Origin of the sequence: Roseateles sp. NT4, assembly GCF_051857475.1 — a bacterium.
Lineage (GTDB): Bacteria > Pseudomonadota > Gammaproteobacteria > Burkholderiales > Burkholderiaceae_C > Pelomonas.
The window spans coordinates 74,145-89,214 of sequence record NZ_JBPZGZ010000007.1; the positions used below are offsets into that span (position 1 = coordinate 74,145).

Consider the following 15,070-nt stretch of genomic DNA (forward strand, 5'->3'; position numbering starts at 1 on the left):
TTCCGACAACGTTTGGGGATGTCGCTATTGTCGACTTGGCCGTTTGCACGGCCGTTCACCCCGTTTTCCGCCGGCCACCGTAGAAGCAGGAGTCACCGGTCACGGAGTCCTTTCATGCCCACTGCCACAACGCTTCGCTTGCTGCTCGCCCTGCTGACGCTGGCGGCCTCGGCCGCCTTCGCGCTCAGCCCGCCGCCTCCGCCCGTCAAGCCACCACCGCCGATTGCGCCGCTCATGCCGCGCTTCGTCGTGCCCGACGCCGCCCAGCCGCTGACGCTGCAGCGTGTGAACGTGCAGGCCACGCTGGCCGGCGCCCAGGCGCAGACGCGCATTGAGGTGGTCGTGCACAACCCCAACCCACGCCAGCTCGAGGCCACGCTGGAATTCCCGCTGGATGCGGGCCAGAGCGTCGTCGGCTTTGCGCTGGACATCCGCGGCGAGATGGTGGGCGCCGTGCCGGTGCCCAAGGACAAGGGCCGCCAGGTCTTCGACGACATCTCGCGCCGCCGTGTCGACCCGGCCTTGCTGGAGCGCACCGCCGGCAACAACTTCAAGCTGCGCATCTACCCCGTGCCGCCCAACGGCGAGCGGCGCGTCATGCTGCAACTGGCCGAGACCCTGCATCCCGACAGCCAGGGCCGGCTGCAGTACCGGCTGCCCCTGAACTTCGGCCAGCCCATCGCCCAGTTCGACGGCCGCTTCGACCTGCGCGGGGGCAACAAGCCCCAGCCCGGCGGGGCCCTGGCCGGCGTGGAGACCTTCGCTCGCGGCGACCAGACCTCGATGCAGCTGCAGCGCCGCGGCTGGCTGCCGCGCGAGGCCTTGACCCTGAGCTGGGTGGGCAGCGGCGGCGACAGCGTCGTCGTGCAGGAGCATCTCGGCCAGGTCTACGCCTATGCCGAGCTCGCCGCGCCCGAGGGCCCGCGTGGCCCGGCCCGACTGCCGCGCGAGCTCAACCTGGTCTGGGATGCCTCCGGCTCCGGCGCTGAGCGCGACCATGCCCGCGAACTCGCGCTGCTGGACGCCCTCTTCTCCGCCGCCCGCGATGTGCGCGTGCACCTGACGGTGGCGCGTGACGCCGCCGAACCGGTGCGCGTCTTCGACGTGCGTGCCGGCGACTGGCAGGCCCTGCGACGCACCCTGATGCAACTGCCCTACGACGGCGCCAGCAGTCCCGGCGCATGGCTCAAGGGCCTGTCCGCCGCGGCGCCCGGCGCCGGCACGATGAGCCTGCTGTTCAGCGATGGCCTGGCCACCTGGCCCGCCCTCGGCGCAAAGCCTCCGGCCGGCCCGGTGTTCACGGTGAACGCGGCCAGCCGCGCCGATCTGCCGCGGCTGCGCCGCCTCGCCGAGACCAGCGGCGCATGCCTGCTGGACCTGAACCGCATGGACACGGCCGCGGCTCTGACCGCCCTGACGCGACCGGGCCTGCAGGTGGTGGATGTCAGAGGTGCCGGCGTCGAGGGCATCGAGGACGTGGTCGTCGAGTCCCTGCATCCCGAGAACGGCCGCATCGCCATCGCTGCCCGCCTGACGGTGGTGACCGGCCGCCTCCTCGTCACCCTCGCCGATGGCGAAGGCCGGCGCAGCCAGCGCCGCATCGAGCTGAAGGCACCGACCGAGAGCCCACCCTCCGACGAAGCGACGCTGCCGCTGGCGGCACGGCGCTGGGCCGAGTTGCGCGTGGCTGAGCTGTCGGCCGAGCAGCAACGCAATCGCGCCCAGATCCGCCGCCTCGGCGAGCAGTTCCGCCTGCTCAGCGCCGAGACTTCCCTGATCGTGCTCGACGAGCTGGCCGACTATGTGCGCTACGAGATCGTGCCGCCCACCGCTGCCATGCGTACGGCCTACCAGCGCAGCATCGGCCAGCGCGACAGCACGCGCCAGGTCGACCGCGAAAGCCATGTCGAAAGCCTGGTGAGACGCTTTGCCGAACGCCAGGCCTGGTGGTCCAGGGAGTTCCCGCAACGCCCGGCCGAGCCCGTGCCCACGGTGGCGGTCCAGATCATCCCCGCGCCGGCAACGCCGGTGCCACCTCCGCCGCCGCCCAGGCGCCCGGCGCAGGCGCCCAAGATGGCCTCCGAGTCCGCTCAAGCCGTGACCCTGAACGCCCCCCCGCCTGCGGTCGCCGAGATGAGGCCGGCCCCGGCGCCGGCACCCGTCGCGCCAGCCCCGGCGCGCATGACTGCCCCCGCGCTGCAGTCCGCTCAGCTGGCCGATGCACGTGTGGTGCGCGAAGACGTCACCGGCGGGCAGGCCACGGCGCCTGCAGCCAGCATTGCCCTGCGCGCCTGGGAGCCCAACGCCGCCTATGTGCGCCGCCTGCGTGAAGCCGGCGACGCCGAACGCTATGCCATCTACCTGGATGAGCGTCCGGGCTACCTGTCCAGCACGGCCTTCTTCATCGACGCGGCCGAGATCTTCTTCGCCAAGGGCCAGCGCGAACTGGCGCTGCGCGTGCTGTCCAACCTGGCCGAGATGGAGCTGGAGAACCGCCACATCCTGCGCATCCTGGCCTACCGCCTGTTGCAGGCCGAAGAGATGGCACTGGCCGTGCCGCTGCTGGAGCGCGTGCGCGAACTGGCGCCCGACGAGCCCCAGTCCTCGCGCGACCTCGGTCTGGCCCTCGCCGCCACCCAACCCCAGCGTGCCGTGGACCTGCTGTGGGACGTGGCCAGCAACCCGTGGGATTCGCGCTTCGCCGACATCGACCTGATCGCGCTGACCGAACTCAATGCCATCGCCGCACGCACGCCAAAGCTGGACCTGTCGCGCGTCGATGCGCGCCTGCGCCGCAATCTGCCGCTGGACCTGCGCACCGTGCTGACCTGGGATGCCGACAACACCGACATCGACCTGTGGGTGACCGACCCCGACGGTGAGAAGGCCTACTACGGCAACCGCCTGACCCGCCAGGGCGGCGCGATGTCGCGCGACTTCACCGGCGGCTACGGCCCCGAGGAGTTCTCGCTGCGCCGCGCCAAGCCCGGCCGCTACGAGGTGCGCGCCCAGTTCTTCGGCCACCGACAGCAGCTGGTGTCGCCCTACACGACGCTGATGCTGTGGCTGTCCACGGGCTTCGGCACACCGGGGCAGAAGGACGAACGCGTCGTGCTGCGCCTGTCGGGCAGCGGCCAGCAGGTGCTGGTGGGCAGCTTCGAGGTGGCGCCGCGCCCCGAAGCGAAGTAACTCACCATCTGCCTTGACCAGGTCCGCCCCGCTGCCTGCACAGAACGTCACGGAACGTCCTACGTCCTGAGGTTCCCGCGGCAGCGGTGGCTGGGCATACTGGCATGCGGTGACCCACGCTTCCGTTTCCACTCCGCCCGCCGTGCTGCCGCGCGGTGCGCGCCGCGTGGCGGGGCTGCTGATCGGCATGGCGGCCCTGCTGGCCGTGCTGGGGCTGTTCGCCATCACGGCACTGTCGGCCGCGCGCGCCTACGTCGCCGGCGAGAGCCAGTGGTCGCGTGCGCAAAAGAGTGCGGCACTGGCGCTCGTCCTCTATCTGCAGTCGGGCGATGAGGCGCACTACCAGGCCTTCGAGCGCGAGATCGCCGTCCCGCTGAACGCCAGGCGGGCCCGCGAGGCCATGGACAGCGGCGCCGGCCATGACGACGAGGCTCGCCAGGGCTTCATCGATTCTCGCAACCATGCCGACGATGCGCCCGGCATGATCCGCCTCTACCGCTGCTGCCGCGGCCTGCCCTATATGAGCGAGTCCGTCGGCATCTGGCGCGAGGCCGACGAGCTGATCGCTGAATTGACGGCCCTGGCGCGCCAGGCCCGGGCACTGCCACCCGCAGCCCGCGCCGCCCTGCAGCCCAGCGTGCTGGCGCTGGACGCGCAGCTGACGCCGCTGGAGCACCGCTTTTCGGCCAGCCTCGGCCTGGCGTCGCGCATCACGGCGGCGGCGCTGATCGGGCTGCTGGTCGTCAGCGCCCTGCTGTTTGGCGTGACCGCCGCCGGCCTGGTGATGCGACGGGCCCGCGAGGACCTGTCGGTCCACCAGGCCGTGCAGCGCAGCGAGGCGCTGTTCCGCTCGCTGTGGGAGACCAGCATCGACGGCGCCGTCATCATCGACGCCGGCAGCAGCATCCGCTTCGCCAACCCGGCCATCCATGCGCTGCTGGGCCATGAGCCCGGCAGCCTGGTGGGCCAGCCGCTGGCGGTGCTGCAGCCCGAGTCCCTGCGGGCGCCGCATGTGGCCGGCCTGGCACGCCACATGGCAACTGGCGAGAAGCGCCTGAACTGGCGCGGCGTCGAGACCCTGGCCCGCCACGCCGACGGCCGCGAGCTGCCGGTGGAAGTGCGCTTCTCGCGCTTCGAGCTCGACGGCGAGACGCTGTTCGTCGGCTTCCTGCACGACATCTCGGAGCGCAAGGCCGCCGAGCATGCGGCGGCCGAGCACCTCAGGCTGCAGGAGGCCGACCGGCTGAAGTCCGAATTCCTGGCGCGCATGAGCCACGAGCTGCGCACGCCGCTGAACGCCATCCTCGGCTTCACCGACCTGATGCACGGTGGCCGCAGCGGACCGGTCAATGCCGAGCAGAAGCGCCAGCTCGGCTTCGTCGCCAGTTCGGGACGCCATCTGCTGGCCCTCATCAACGATCTGCTGGAACTGTCGCGCATCGAATCCGGCCGCATGGAGCTGCACGTCGAGCCGCTGGACATCGCCGCGATCGCCGCCGACGTCGTTGGCGAACTGCGTCCGCTGGCCGAGCCCCGCGGCCTGGCATTGACGCTGGACATGGCGCCATCGCTACCCTGGCGGGGCGACCGCCGCAAGCTGAAGCAGGTGCTGCTCAACCTGGTCGGCAATGCGATCAAGTTCTCCGATCAGGGCGACATCGAGATCCAGGCCCGGCAGGAGGCCGAGCGCATGGTGCTGGCCATCCGCGATCACGGCCCCGGCGTCCCCGAGGAACACCGCGCCCTGCTCTTCCAGCCCTTCAAGCAGCTCGAAGGCGGCGTTGCCCATGCACAGGAGGGCACGGGACTGGGCCTGTACCTGAGCGCAGAGCTGCTGGGCCGCATGCAGGGCCGCATCCGTCACGAGCCGGCCGATGGCGGCGGTTCGCGCTTCGTCATCGAACTCGACCCGCTGCCATGACGCCGCCGCGGGTGCTGCTGGTGGAGGACAACGCGACCAACGCCTATCTCGCACGCTATGTGCTGGAGGCTGCCGGCTTCGAGGTCGAATGGGCGGCCAACGGCCAGCTGGGCCTGCAGGCCGCCGCCGCGCGTCGCCCCGACATCGTGCTGATGGACTTGCGCATGCCGGTGCTCGACGGCTACGAGGCCACGCGCCGCCTGAAGGCCGACCCGGCACTGCGCGACATCCCGGTGCTGGCGATGAGCGCCCAGGCCATGCCGGCGGAGCGCGCCCAGGCGCTGGCGGCCGGCTGCGCGGCCCATATCGGCAAGCCCATCGACGTGGCCACCCTGGCCGATCAGGTCAGGGCGTGGCTGCCTTGACGAGCAGGGTGCCGCGGCCGACGACGCTGGGATGAGCGTTGCGCACCGTGGCGCGCCCGTCCACATGGGCCAGCCAGCCGCCCAGCGTGGCATTCCACTCCACGCTGGCGACGCGCCAGTGCACCAGCAGGTCCTGCTCGGCGAACACCGGCGCCTTGAAGGCGAAATTGAAGTTCAGGCACAGCAACTCGCGCGCCTCGCCGTCGTCGCTGCGCGAGAAGTGGCTGGCCGCCATGCCGATCATCATGGCCGTCGTCTGCTGGCCGCTGGCGATGATCTCGCCATGGCGGGCCCGCTGCGCCGCCTGCACATCATGGTGCAGCGGGTTGCTGTCGCCGGTCAGGCGGGCGAAGGCGGCAATGTCGTCGCGGGTGAAGCGGATCTGCCGCTCGCAGGTCTCGCCCACGCGGATCAGCGCGGTCGCTTCGGTGTCGGCAAGGGGCATGTCCATCTCTTCCTCCTGGGCGCCCTCGAACGGGGCGTGTCAAGCGGCCACTCGACCGCCTGCGCCAAAGCAAGCAATCGGAGTGCCAGGATCGGAACGTTAGCTCAGCTCACGCCCGGTTCGGAGGTAAGGGTTGGTTACGGCAGCGGACGGCCGCCTCACCAGGCGAGACGCTGGCCGTCGTAGTTGAAGAAGCTGCCGGTATCGGCCGGCTTGACGCTGGCCAGCACGGTGCGCATGCCGGCGATGCTGGTCGACGCATCGATATCGGCACCGGCGCCTCCCATGTCGGTGCGCACCCAACCCGGGTGGAAGCTGACGACGGTGGCCTTGCCGGCCAGGGCCAGCGACGCGTCCTTCATGACCGAGTTCACCGCCGCCTTGGAGGCCCGGTAGAGCCAGCCCGCGGTGCTGGCGCGCAGGCCGATGGAGCCCATCTTGGACGAGATGATGGCCACGCGGGCGCCGGGCGCCAGGGCCTCGGCGATCTGCGGCAGCAGCCGCATGGGTGCCAGCACATTGGTGTGCATGACGTGGTTGAAGTCGTCCAGCGTCGGTGTCTCCAGGCCCGCGGTGCTGGGGCCGTAGACGCCGGCGTTGATGACGACGACGTCGAAGGCCTCGCCATCAATCAGCCAGGCCAGGCCGGACACGCTGGCCGTGTCGGCCACATCCAGCTTCAGCGCCCGTGCGCCATGGGCGTGCAGGCGGTCCAGCGCCGCTTCATCACGGGCCGTGGCGGTGATGCGGGCGCCGGCCGCGCGGTACTGGCGGACAAATTCCAGGCCCAAGCCGCGCGAGGCGCCGATGATCAGGACATTCATGGTTTGGTGAGTGCGAGTTTCGCGGCGAGCACGGTGAAGAGGCCGGCGCCGCCGAGATTGAGGCTGCGCCCCACCCAGGGACGCGGCTGGCTGCGGCGCAGTGGCGCCACCAGCACGATGAGGGCCAGCAGGAAGAGCAGGCCCTGGGCGATGAACCAGGCGCCGAGAAACAGGAAGGCCAGCGTCTTGTTGGGCGCGTCCGCGGCGATGAACTGCGGCAACAACGCCAGGAAGAACAGCGCCACCTTGGGATTCAGCGCATTCGTGAAGAAGCCCTGGCGCACGGTGCGCCACAGCGAGGGCGGTGCACTGACCTCGGCCGGCGCCGACGCCGGCCTCAGCCCGGCCTTGGCCATGCCCCAGGCCACATAGAGCAGATAGGCCGCCCCCACCAGCTTGACGACGGTGAAGGCCTCGGCCGACGCCGCCAGCAGGGCCGCCAGACCGAAGGCCGCCGCCAGCGAATGCAGCACGCAGCCGCCCATGATGCCGATGGCCGCCGCCACGCCCTGGCGCCAGCCGCCACGCAGCGTGCTGGCCACCGTGTAGGCCATGTCGACGCCGGGCGTCGCGTTCAGGATGAAGACGGTGGCGGCAAAGAGGGGGAGGTCGTGGGTGCCGAGCATGGCCGGATCCTACGTTGACCGCCTCCCTGTCTTCAGCGCGGCGTCGAGAGACCTTGGCTCAGAGCATCTCCACCGCGAGCGCCGTGGCCTCGCCGCCGCCGATGCACAGCGCCGCCAGGCCACGCTTGAGGCCACGGGCCTTCAGCGCGCCCAGCAGGGTCACGACGATGCGGGCACCGCTGGCGCCGATGGGGTGGCCCAGGGCGACGGCGCCGCCGTTCACGTTGACGATGTCGTGGGGCAGCTTGAACTCGGCCATGGCGGCCATGGTCACGGCGGCGAAGGCTTCATTGACTTCCCACAGGTCGACCTGGCCGGCCTGCCAGCCGGCCTTGGCCAGGGCCTTCTGGATGGCGCCGGCCGGAGCCGTGCTGAACCATTCCGGGGCTTGCGCATGCACGGCATGGCTGACGATGCGGGCGATGGGCGCGAGGCCGCGGGCCTTGGCCGTGCTCTCGCGCATCAGCACCAGGGCGGCAGCGCCGTCGGAGATGCTGGACGAGGTGGCGGCGGTGATGGCGCCGTCCTTCTTGAAGGCGGGCTTCAGCGACGGGATCTTGTCGAGCTTGGCCTTGAAGGGCTGCTCGTCGAACTTGATCACGGTGTCACCCTTGGGGCCGCTCAGCGTCACGGGGGCCATTTCCCAGTCGAAGGCGCCGCTCTCGTTGGCGGCCTTGGCGCGCTGGGTGGAGGTGATGGCGTACTGGTCCATGGCCTCGCGGCTGAAGCTGTACTTGGCCACGCAGCTTTCAGCGAACACGCCCATGGCCTTGCCGCGCTCGTAGGCGTCTTCCAGGCCGTCCAGGGCCATGTGGTCGTAGACGGCGCTGGCGCCGTACTTGATGCCCTTGCGGGCGAACATCAGGTGGGGCGCATTGGTCATGCTCTCCATGCCGCCGGCCACCATGACCTCGGCCGAACCGGCCGCCAGCATGTCGTGGGCGAACATCATGGTGCGCATGCCGGAGCCGCACATCTTGCTCATGGTGACGGCGCCGGCCGAGTCCGGCAGGCCGGCCTTGCGCACGGCCTGGCGGGCGGGCGCCTGGCCCTGGCCGGCCATCAGGCAGTTGCCCATCAGCACTTCGTCGACCGAGTCGCCCGGCACGCCGGCGCGCTCGACGGCGGCCTTGATGGCGACGGCGCCCAGCTCCCAGCCGGCCAGGCCGGCGAAATCACCCAGCAGGCCGCCGATGGGCGTGCGGGCGGCGGACACGATGACGATAGGGTCGGACATGGCGGTACTCCGTGGTTCGTTCAGATGCGCCATTTTGACGCCATCAATTGACGTGCACGTCAATCACCGCCCAATGCCGGGGTCAATTGCCGGGGCAAAGCCCTAGCGCCGGGGCGCCGCCGGCACGACGCCGCAGTCGACCGGCCGCGCCTCGGGCGCGACGCGGCGCACCGCCAGGCAGGCCTCGCGCCAGAAGGCGCGCACGAAGTCGGCATGGGTGGCCCAGAGGCGCGGGCTGGCGGGCACGAAATAGGGCTGGTAGTGCACGATGGGCGTGACTTCGACGAGATCGATGCCGCGCATCTCGGGCGTCAAGGTCTCGCGGGTGGACAACAACACGTCGAAGCGATGCGCCTGCAGCATCTGCAGCGCACCGGCAAAGGTGCTGGAGGTCTCCATGCGCCAGCCGCGCTCGCGGGCGAGCTGCTCCTGGGCGGTACCGACGACGGCGCCGACGCGCAGCCCCGGCGACAGTGTCGTGCCGTCCCAGCCGGGGCCGCCACGCGCCAGCGGCGAGCCGGGCAGGGTGTAGAAGACGAGATGGCCCATCAACGGTGCCACGCTGGCGTCGGGCCGGCCGGCGGCATCGAGCGGAAAGCGCATGGCCTTGAGGCGCTCGGCGGTGGCGCCGAAGAAGAGCACGAACTCCAGCTCGCCCTGCTCGACCAGCAGCGACATGCGCCGCCCCGGCATGCGCTGCGGCTCGATGTCGCAACCCAGGCGTTGAGCGGCCACGCGCATGGCCTGCAGTGCCCAGCCGGGCGGGTCGGAAAAGCCCGGCCCCGGGCCGTTGATCATGGGTGGGAAAGATGAATCGCTGAAGCCGATGCGCAGCGGCTGCGGGCAGTCCAGCGCCCAGGCACCGGGCGAGGCCAGGGCGCTGGCGAGAGCCAGGAACAACAGGCGGCGCATGGCCCGAGTGTAGGAAGCGCGCCGCCACGCGGCAGCGGGGAAGCCCTAGCGCCAGGCCGTGGCCGGCACCGTGCCGCAGTCGGCGGGGCGGATGTCGGGCTCCAGCCGCCGCACGGCCTGGCAGAGCTGGCGCCAGAAGCTGCGCGTCCACTCCGGATGGCGCTGCGCGAAGGGCGGCGAGGCCGGCGCAAAGAACGGCAGCTTGGCGACGCCGGGCGACCACTCGACGAGATCGGCCCGTTGCTCAGGCGTCAGCACTTCGCGCGTCGTCAGCAGCAGGTCGAAACGGCGCGCCTGCAGCATCGCCAGCCCGCCATCGAGCACGCCGATGGGCTCGGTGGCCCACCCACGACTGCGCGCGATGGCCTCCTGCACCGAGCCGGTCAGCACACCGACGCGCAGGCCTACCGGCAGGCGCTGGCCGTCCCAGCCGGCATCGGCCGCTTCACCGCTGCGGCCGAACAGGGCCAGATGACCGAACACCGGCGCCCAGGCCAGGTCGGGCCGGCTCTGGGCGTCGAGAGGGAAGGCGAAGCTGCGCAAGCGCTCGGGCGTGGTGCCGAACAGCAGGCCGATGTCGACGCCGCCCTGGGCCAGCGAGGCCGACAGGCGGCGGTTGGGCAGGCGCAGCAGCTCGGCCTGGCAGCCCAGGCGCTTGAGGGCCTCGCGCACGGCGGCGACCTCCCAGCCGGGCGGTTCCGGGAATGTCGGGCCCGAGCCCAGCAGGCCGGGCGGCGAGGCCGCGTCGCTGAAGCCGATGCGCAGCGGCTGCGGGCAGCCCTCCGCGCGGACCGGAGCGGCAGCCCAGCACAACAGGCCGGCCAGCAGCGGCAACAGCAGGCGCAGGCTCAGCGCCACAGCCGGTAGGCCCAGAAGGCCTCCTCCGTCTGGATGCGGCGGCGCAGGTCCTCGGGGCTGAAGCCGGTCAGGCGGCGCGTTTCGCGGCAGAGGTGGCTCTGGTCGGCGTAGTCGCTGCCGGCCGCGATGTCGGCCCAGTTCACGGCGCCCACCCCTTCGGCCGCGGCCACCGCGTAGAAGGCCTGCTCGGCCCGCGACACGGCGCGCAGTTCGCGCATGGGCAGGCCAGCCCAGGCCTTGATGCGCCGCTCCAGCTGGCGCAGGCTGCGGCCGGCCGCGCTGGTGGCGGCGCGCACCGCCAGCGCCTCGGTCCAGTCGGCATAGCGATGGCCCGGGCGTTGCGTGCCCAGGGTCTGCCAACGCGGCAGCAGGAAGGCTTCCAGCAACTGCAGGCGCGCGTCGTCGTCGGCCGCGCCCGACATCGCCTCACCCCAGGCCAGCCAGTCGGCGGGCAGCACCTCGCGCGCATCGACGACTTGGTTGACGTAGCGGTCCAGCGAGACACCGGTCAGCGCCGCGAAGGCATCGGGCAGCATCAGCAGCTTGAAGGCCCGCATCTCGCCCGGGTTGCGCGTGTGCGTCGGCAGCGTGAACGGCCCGCCGAACAGCATGGGCGCGTGGCGACGATCGGGCGGCGGTGTCGAGAAGCCCGGCGTCGCCAGCCACTCGCTGCTGCCCTCGGCCCACCAGAACAGCTGCGCCAGCGGCGTCGCGGGGAAGTAGTTCTCGCGCTGCACGGCGTCGAGCTGGCGCCCCCGGGTGTCGCGCATCATGACGCCCCGCACGCAGCCGGCCAGGGCCAGCGGCGGCAGCCAGAGGCGGGTGCGCTCTTCAGTCATGCGGTCAGTGTCGCATTCGTTCAAGACCGTGGAGGGCACCGAGGCGCAGCATGCAGCCCATGACAACATTGACCTGGAACGATCTCCCGAGCCACCCCGACCGCTGGTGGGGCCTGCCCGTGCTGGCCGCCATGCGGCGCGACTATCTCGCCGTCATCTCCGCCCAGCGGCCGCTGGGCGACCTGGTGGCCCAGCGCATCCTCGCCGAGCGCGGCGTCGACCTCTTCGACCCCGAGCTGGTACGCGCCGTCATGGTGGACCACGCCGATGCGCTGACCCGCTGGGAGCGCGGCCCCGAGGTGTTCGCCCAGCTGATGGGCCAGTCCGTCCTCGTCACCGAGGGCGCGACCTGGCAGCGCCAGCGCCGCATGCTCATGCAGGCCTTCACGCCCAAGCGCGTGGCCGGCTATGCGGCGCTGATGACCGAGGCCGCCGCCGCGGGGCTGGCGCAAGTCAGGGAGGGCGAGGTGGCCATGGACACGCTGTTCAGCCACCTGACCATGGACGTCATCTCGCGCACGCTGTTCAGCCGGCCCATCGGCGTCGACACCGGCGCCGCGGCCGAGGCCGTGCAGGTGCTCAGCGAGACGGCCCTGGCCGAGATGTTCTGGCCCATGACCCTGCCCGACTGGCTGCCCTTGCCTGGCAAGGCCGCCAAGCGCCGCGCCAACCGGTTGCTGCACGGGCTGCTGGGTGGCCACGTCCAGGCGCGGCGTGAATCCAATGAGGACAAGGCCGATCTGCTGGGCATGCTGATGGCCCTGCGCGACGAAGCGACGGGCGAGGCCCTGTCGCCGCAGGAGATCTACGACCAGTGCATGGTCAGTTTCCAGGCCGGCCACGAGACCAGCGCCACGGCCCTGCTGTGGTGGAGCTGGCTGCTGGCCGCCCACCCCGAGGCGCAGGTGCGGGCACGCGCCGAAGTCGACGCCGTGCTGGCCGGCCGTGCGCCGACCTCCGACGACGCGGCCGCCCTGCCCTTCCTGTCGGCCACGCTGAAGGAGGCCATGCGCCTGTACCCGCCCGTGGCCGGCCTGCTGACGCGGCGGCTGACGCGCGCGATCACGCTAGGCGGCGTGCGCCTGCCGGCGCGCACCCTCGTACGCGTGACGCCGTGGCTGCTGCACCGCGACCCGCGCTGGTGGCCGGACGCGCCGCTGGCCTTCAAGCCGGAGCGCTTCATGGCGGACGCGCCCCACGAGATTCCGCGTGGCGCCTACATCCCCTTCGGCGTGGGACCGCGAGTCTGCCTGGGCCAGCATTTCGCGGTGCTGGAGATGACGCTGATTGCCGCGCTGATGCTGCAGCGTTTCGAGTTGAGCCCGGTGAACAGCGAAGTGCCCCGGCCGCGCATGGCGGTCACGCTGAGGCCCGATGGCGGGCTGAAGTTGAGGCTTGCCGCGCGGAGGCCGGCATGAACACCTGGCTGGTGGCCGCGGCGGTCGTCATCGCACTGACCGGACTGGCCCATTCTGTCGGCGGCGAGTGGCTGATCTTTCGCACGCTGCGTCGCAGCGGCGTGGTGCCCAGCGGCGGACAGCCCGTGCTGCGCGGCTACCAGACGCGCATCCTGTGGGCCAACTGGCATCTGGTGACGGTGCTGGGCTGGGCACTGGCCGCATTGCTGCTGTGGGTGGCCCAGCCGGGACCCAGAGCCGCTTCCGGCGGCATCATCGAGCGCGGCGTGGTTGTGGCGCTGTTGACTGGCGGCTCGCTGGTGCTGTGGAGCAACCGCGGTCGCCATCCGGGCTGGATAGCGCTCTGGATGGCCGCGGCGTTGGTGCTCGTGTCGTTGCGCTAGGCGAGTTTTCAACGCCTCGCGGCGTCGCCTTGCACTGCGGGCCGAGCGCCGGGCCGCTCCCAGGGCGGCCCGCGGGCGATGTGCTTGCGGCTCAATGCCGCAAGCATCGCCGTCGCCTCGGGGGACCGATCGGGCTGCCTGCGTTCAGCAAGGCAGACCGGGCGAGGGGCAAAAACAACTTCAGCGGTAGAAGGCTTCGACCTGGCCCTTGAGCTTGATGCACAGCGGCCGGCCCTTGCGGTCCAGGGTCTTGCCGGCGGGCACCTTGATCCAGCCTTCGCTGATGCAGTATTCCTCGACGTCCTGGCGGTCCTTGCCGTTGAAGCGGATGCCGATGTCGTGCTCGAAGACGGCGGCGACATGGTGGGGGCTGCGCGGGTCGACGCTGAGGTGGTCGGGCAGTTCGGGGCGGGAGGCAGGTGCTTCGGACATGGTCGGGATCGGAAGTGAATGCCGCATTGTCGCGGTTGGCTCAGCAGCCGCAGCCGTAGGAGAAGAGGTCCACATCCAGCAGGCGCCAGTGGCCGGCGACGTTGGCCAGCAACAGGCGGTACCAGGGGTCGTCGTGCTTGAGCGAGCCATCCAGGTGGCCGGGGCCGCGGCCGGTGGCCTGCAGCCAGGCCAGGTCGGGCACGCCGTCGCCATCCAGGTCCACGACGCGCCACTCGGCGGACACGAAGCCGGTCTTGTCGCGGTCGAGCTTGAAGGCCTGCGATGTCCAGCGCGCCGGCCCGGCCGGCAGGGGCTTGGTGCTCCAGAGGCGGAACAGCGTCAGCGGACCTGAGCGCGCCGGCTGCTCGAACTGGTTGCGCTTGTAGGTGGCGGCGTCGGCGTCACCGAAGCTGAATGCCCCCTGCCACGCAGCGCAGCCGGTTTCCGAGTTCGGATCCCAGCTGGTGCTCATGGTCTCCGGTTGCCGGCGCTCCTCGCGCAGGCTCTGGTTGGACATCAGGCTGATGCGCTGCAGCGGCTGCGTCAGGCGTTCGACTCGAATGCCTGCTTCCATCTCGCGGGGGCGTCGCGCTCCCGGCAAGAGCGACTCGTGCAACCAGACCACCTCACCACCGAAGCGGGTGGCAAGGGCGGGAATGGACTCGCCTGGCCCCGCCAGTTCGGCCTCGCTGCGCCACCAGGACGGCGTCACCGCCGGCAGGGCGGGCAGCGCCCGGATGAAGGCAGCCGGCCGGCTCGCGTGTTCGTTGCTGAAGATCTCGCCCCACAGATTGAGGGAGGCCGCCGGGTCGCCCGACTTGGGGTCGCGCAGCTGTTCCCAATCGGGCCACACGGTGGCCGGTTCGCGGACATGGGCTACCTGTCCCGACAGCCTCGCCTTCATGCGCTCCAGTTGCTCGTCGGGTCCCGTCGGGGCCGCATTGCCCTTCGCTTGGCGCTGCCGCTCGACATGACTCGCGTAGTGCGACATCAGCTCCCAGCTGGGCGCGATCCAGAAGGCTCGCGCGGGATCGAAGTCGGGGTTGTTGCGGCCGTCCTTCCAGGGCTCGGTGAGCTTGTCCATCTCCAACGGTGAACGCTGCAGATAGCGGCAGGCGGTATAGCCGGATTGCACGTCGCCATCGACGCGCTGCACGGCGCAATAGCCGTTGCTGCCGGCTTCATCGCCGGTCAAGCGCAGCATCGTGTTCAGGCTCAGCCGGCTCAGCACGGCGGCATCGGGCCGCGGTTCGGCCCGCATCAGCAGATTGCTGCCGGCCACCCAGCGCCGGTCGGCCGGCACGCCGCCTTCGCCGGCGCGCGGCAGGGCCACGGGCTGCTCGCTCAGATAGCGGCAGGCCACAAAGGCGAGCTGGGTGCCAGCTTCCACCATGCACCAGTCGCCGCCACCGACGTTGGGCGTCACCAGGCGCACACGGCTGCCCTGTTGCAGCCGGGCGAGGATAGGCGCGGTGGGCGAGGCTTCGGCACGCAGCATCAGGCTGGTGGCCTGGACCCAGCGGTCCTGGGCCAGCGCCTGGGTCCACGGCGCCAGCAGCAGCATCAACAGCGGGATTCGGTTCATCGGCACATCATCGCCGCACGCGGCACTGGCATCGTG

General features: G+C 71.1%; 14 protein-coding genes. 5 read left to right on the plus strand and 9 right to left on the minus strand.

Annotated features, from left to right (window positions below):
• Positions 1-114 precede the first annotated feature (114 nt).
• The 3 genes from ACS5PN_RS29040 to ACS5PN_RS29050 all read left to right on the plus strand — a co-directional run bounded on the left by ACS5PN_RS29040 (position 115) and on the right by ACS5PN_RS29050 (position 5,475).
• Entirely contained in the window at positions 115-3,189 is a 3,075-nt protein-coding gene (locus ACS5PN_RS29040) for a VIT domain-containing protein (RefSeq protein WP_439467499.1), read from the plus strand.
• Positions 3,190-3,298: 109 nt separating this feature from the next.
• Complete coding sequence (locus ACS5PN_RS29045; protein WP_439467500.1) at positions 3,299-5,110, plus strand: PAS domain-containing sensor histidine kinase; 1,812 nt, start codon at positions 3,299-3,301, stop codon at positions 5,108-5,110.
• On the plus strand, positions 5,107-5,475 hold the full coding sequence (locus tag ACS5PN_RS29050; protein WP_439467501.1) for a response regulator: 369 nt from the start codon (positions 5,107-5,109) through the stop codon (positions 5,473-5,475). The genes ACS5PN_RS29045 and ACS5PN_RS29050 overlap by 4 nt, the downstream gene beginning before the upstream one ends.
• Here ACS5PN_RS29050 and ACS5PN_RS29055 read toward each other — a convergent pair.
• From ACS5PN_RS29055 to ACS5PN_RS29085, 7 genes are all read right to left on the minus strand, one after another.
• Positions 5,456-5,926, minus strand: a complete 471-nt coding sequence (locus ACS5PN_RS29055; RefSeq protein WP_439467502.1) for a MaoC family dehydratase — start codon at positions 5,924-5,926, stop codon at positions 5,456-5,458. The two genes, ACS5PN_RS29050 and ACS5PN_RS29055, sit on opposite strands and share 20 nt — an antisense overlap.
• A gap of 152 nt (positions 5,927-6,078) precedes the next feature.
• Positions 6,079-6,744 carry an SDR family oxidoreductase gene (locus ACS5PN_RS29060; protein WP_439467503.1) on the minus strand — a complete coding sequence of 222 codons (666 nt, stop codon included), beginning with the start codon at positions 6,742-6,744 and terminating at the stop codon, positions 6,079-6,081.
• Positions 6,741-7,370 (minus strand): LysE family translocator, encoded by a 630-nt coding sequence (locus ACS5PN_RS29065; RefSeq protein WP_439467504.1) that lies wholly within the window; start codon positions 7,368-7,370, stop codon positions 6,741-6,743. Before ACS5PN_RS29065 ends, ACS5PN_RS29060 begins: the two co-directional genes overlap by 4 nt.
• A 58-nt stretch (positions 7,371-7,428) precedes the next feature.
• A complete protein-coding gene (locus ACS5PN_RS29070; RefSeq protein WP_439467505.1) occupies positions 7,429-8,607 on the minus strand; it encodes an acetyl-CoA C-acyltransferase in 1,179 nt (392 codons plus the stop codon).
• Positions 8,608-8,709: 102 nt separating this feature from the next.
• On the minus strand, positions 8,710-9,519 hold the full coding sequence (locus tag ACS5PN_RS29075; RefSeq protein ID WP_439467506.1) for a substrate-binding periplasmic protein: 810 nt from the start codon (positions 9,517-9,519) through the stop codon (positions 8,710-8,712).
• Between the two features lie 45 nt (positions 9,520-9,564).
• Positions 9,565-10,377, minus strand: coding sequence for a substrate-binding periplasmic protein (locus ACS5PN_RS29080; protein ID WP_439467507.1), 813 nt, complete (start codon positions 10,375-10,377; stop codon positions 9,565-9,567).
• Entirely contained in the window at positions 10,368-11,216 is an 849-nt protein-coding gene (locus ACS5PN_RS29085) for a helix-turn-helix domain-containing protein (RefSeq protein ID WP_439467508.1), read from the minus strand. Before ACS5PN_RS29085 ends, ACS5PN_RS29080 begins: the two co-directional genes overlap by 10 nt.
• 59 nt (positions 11,217-11,275) lie before the next feature.
• On the opposite strand from ACS5PN_RS29085, the gene ACS5PN_RS29090 reads away from it, so the two are divergent.
• Positions 11,276-12,634, plus strand: coding sequence for a cytochrome P450 (locus tag ACS5PN_RS29090; protein ID WP_439467509.1), 1,359 nt, complete (start codon positions 11,276-11,278; stop codon positions 12,632-12,634).
• Positions 12,631-13,017 (plus strand): hypothetical protein, encoded by a 387-nt coding sequence (locus ACS5PN_RS29095; protein ID WP_439467510.1) that lies wholly within the window; start codon positions 12,631-12,633, stop codon positions 13,015-13,017. The genes ACS5PN_RS29090 and ACS5PN_RS29095 overlap by 4 nt, the downstream gene beginning before the upstream one ends.
• 180 nt (positions 13,018-13,197) lie before the next feature.
• Here ACS5PN_RS29095 and ACS5PN_RS29100 read toward each other — a convergent pair whose 3' ends face one another.
• Together ACS5PN_RS29100 and ACS5PN_RS29105 are read right to left on the minus strand one after the other, a co-directional pair.
• Positions 13,198-13,449: a DUF3297 family protein gene (locus ACS5PN_RS29100; RefSeq protein WP_439467511.1), complete on the minus strand. Its 252-nt coding sequence runs from the start codon at positions 13,447-13,449 to the stop codon at positions 13,198-13,200.
• 40 nt (positions 13,450-13,489) lie between these two features.
• Complete coding sequence (locus ACS5PN_RS29105; protein ID WP_439467512.1) at positions 13,490-15,034, minus strand: SH3 domain-containing protein; 1,545 nt, start codon at positions 15,032-15,034, stop codon at positions 13,490-13,492.
• Positions 15,035-15,070: the final 36 nt, after the last annotated feature.

Coding starts and splice junctions, on each gene's coding strand:
- ACS5PN_RS29040 (WP_439467499.1), top strand. CDS start 115: ATGCCCACTGCCACAACGCTTCGCTTGCTGCTCGCCCTGCTGACGCTG.
- ACS5PN_RS29050 (WP_439467501.1), top strand. CDS start 5,107: ATGACGCCGCCGCGGGTGCTGCTGGTGGAGGACAACGCGACCAACGCC.
- ACS5PN_RS29055 (WP_439467502.1), bottom strand. CDS start 5,926: ATGGACATGCCCCTTGCCGACACCGAAGCGACCGCGCTGATCCGCGTG.
- ACS5PN_RS29060 (WP_439467503.1), bottom strand. CDS start 6,744: ATGAATGTCCTGATCATCGGCGCCTCGCGCGGCTTGGGCCTGGAATTT.
- ACS5PN_RS29065 (WP_439467504.1), bottom strand. CDS start 7,370: ATGCTCGGCACCCACGACCTCCCCCTCTTTGCCGCCACCGTCTTCATC.
- ACS5PN_RS29070 (WP_439467505.1), bottom strand. CDS start 8,607: ATGTCCGACCCTATCGTCATCGTGTCCGCCGCCCGCACGCCCATCGGC.
- ACS5PN_RS29075 (WP_439467506.1), bottom strand. CDS start 9,519: ATGCGCCGCCTGTTGTTCCTGGCTCTCGCCAGCGCCCTGGCCTCGCCC.
- ACS5PN_RS29085 (WP_439467508.1), bottom strand. CDS start 11,216: ATGACTGAAGAGCGCACCCGCCTCTGGCTGCCGCCGCTGGCCCTGGCC.
- ACS5PN_RS29090 (WP_439467509.1), top strand. CDS start 11,276: ATGACAACATTGACCTGGAACGATCTCCCGAGCCACCCCGACCGCTGG.
- ACS5PN_RS29095 (WP_439467510.1), top strand. CDS start 12,631: ATGAACACCTGGCTGGTGGCCGCGGCGGTCGTCATCGCACTGACCGGA.
- ACS5PN_RS29100 (WP_439467511.1), bottom strand. CDS start 13,449: ATGTCCGAAGCACCTGCCTCCCGCCCCGAACTGCCCGACCACCTCAGC.
- ACS5PN_RS29105 (WP_439467512.1), bottom strand. CDS start 15,034: ATGAACCGAATCCCGCTGTTGATGCTGCTGCTGGCGCCGTGGACCCAG.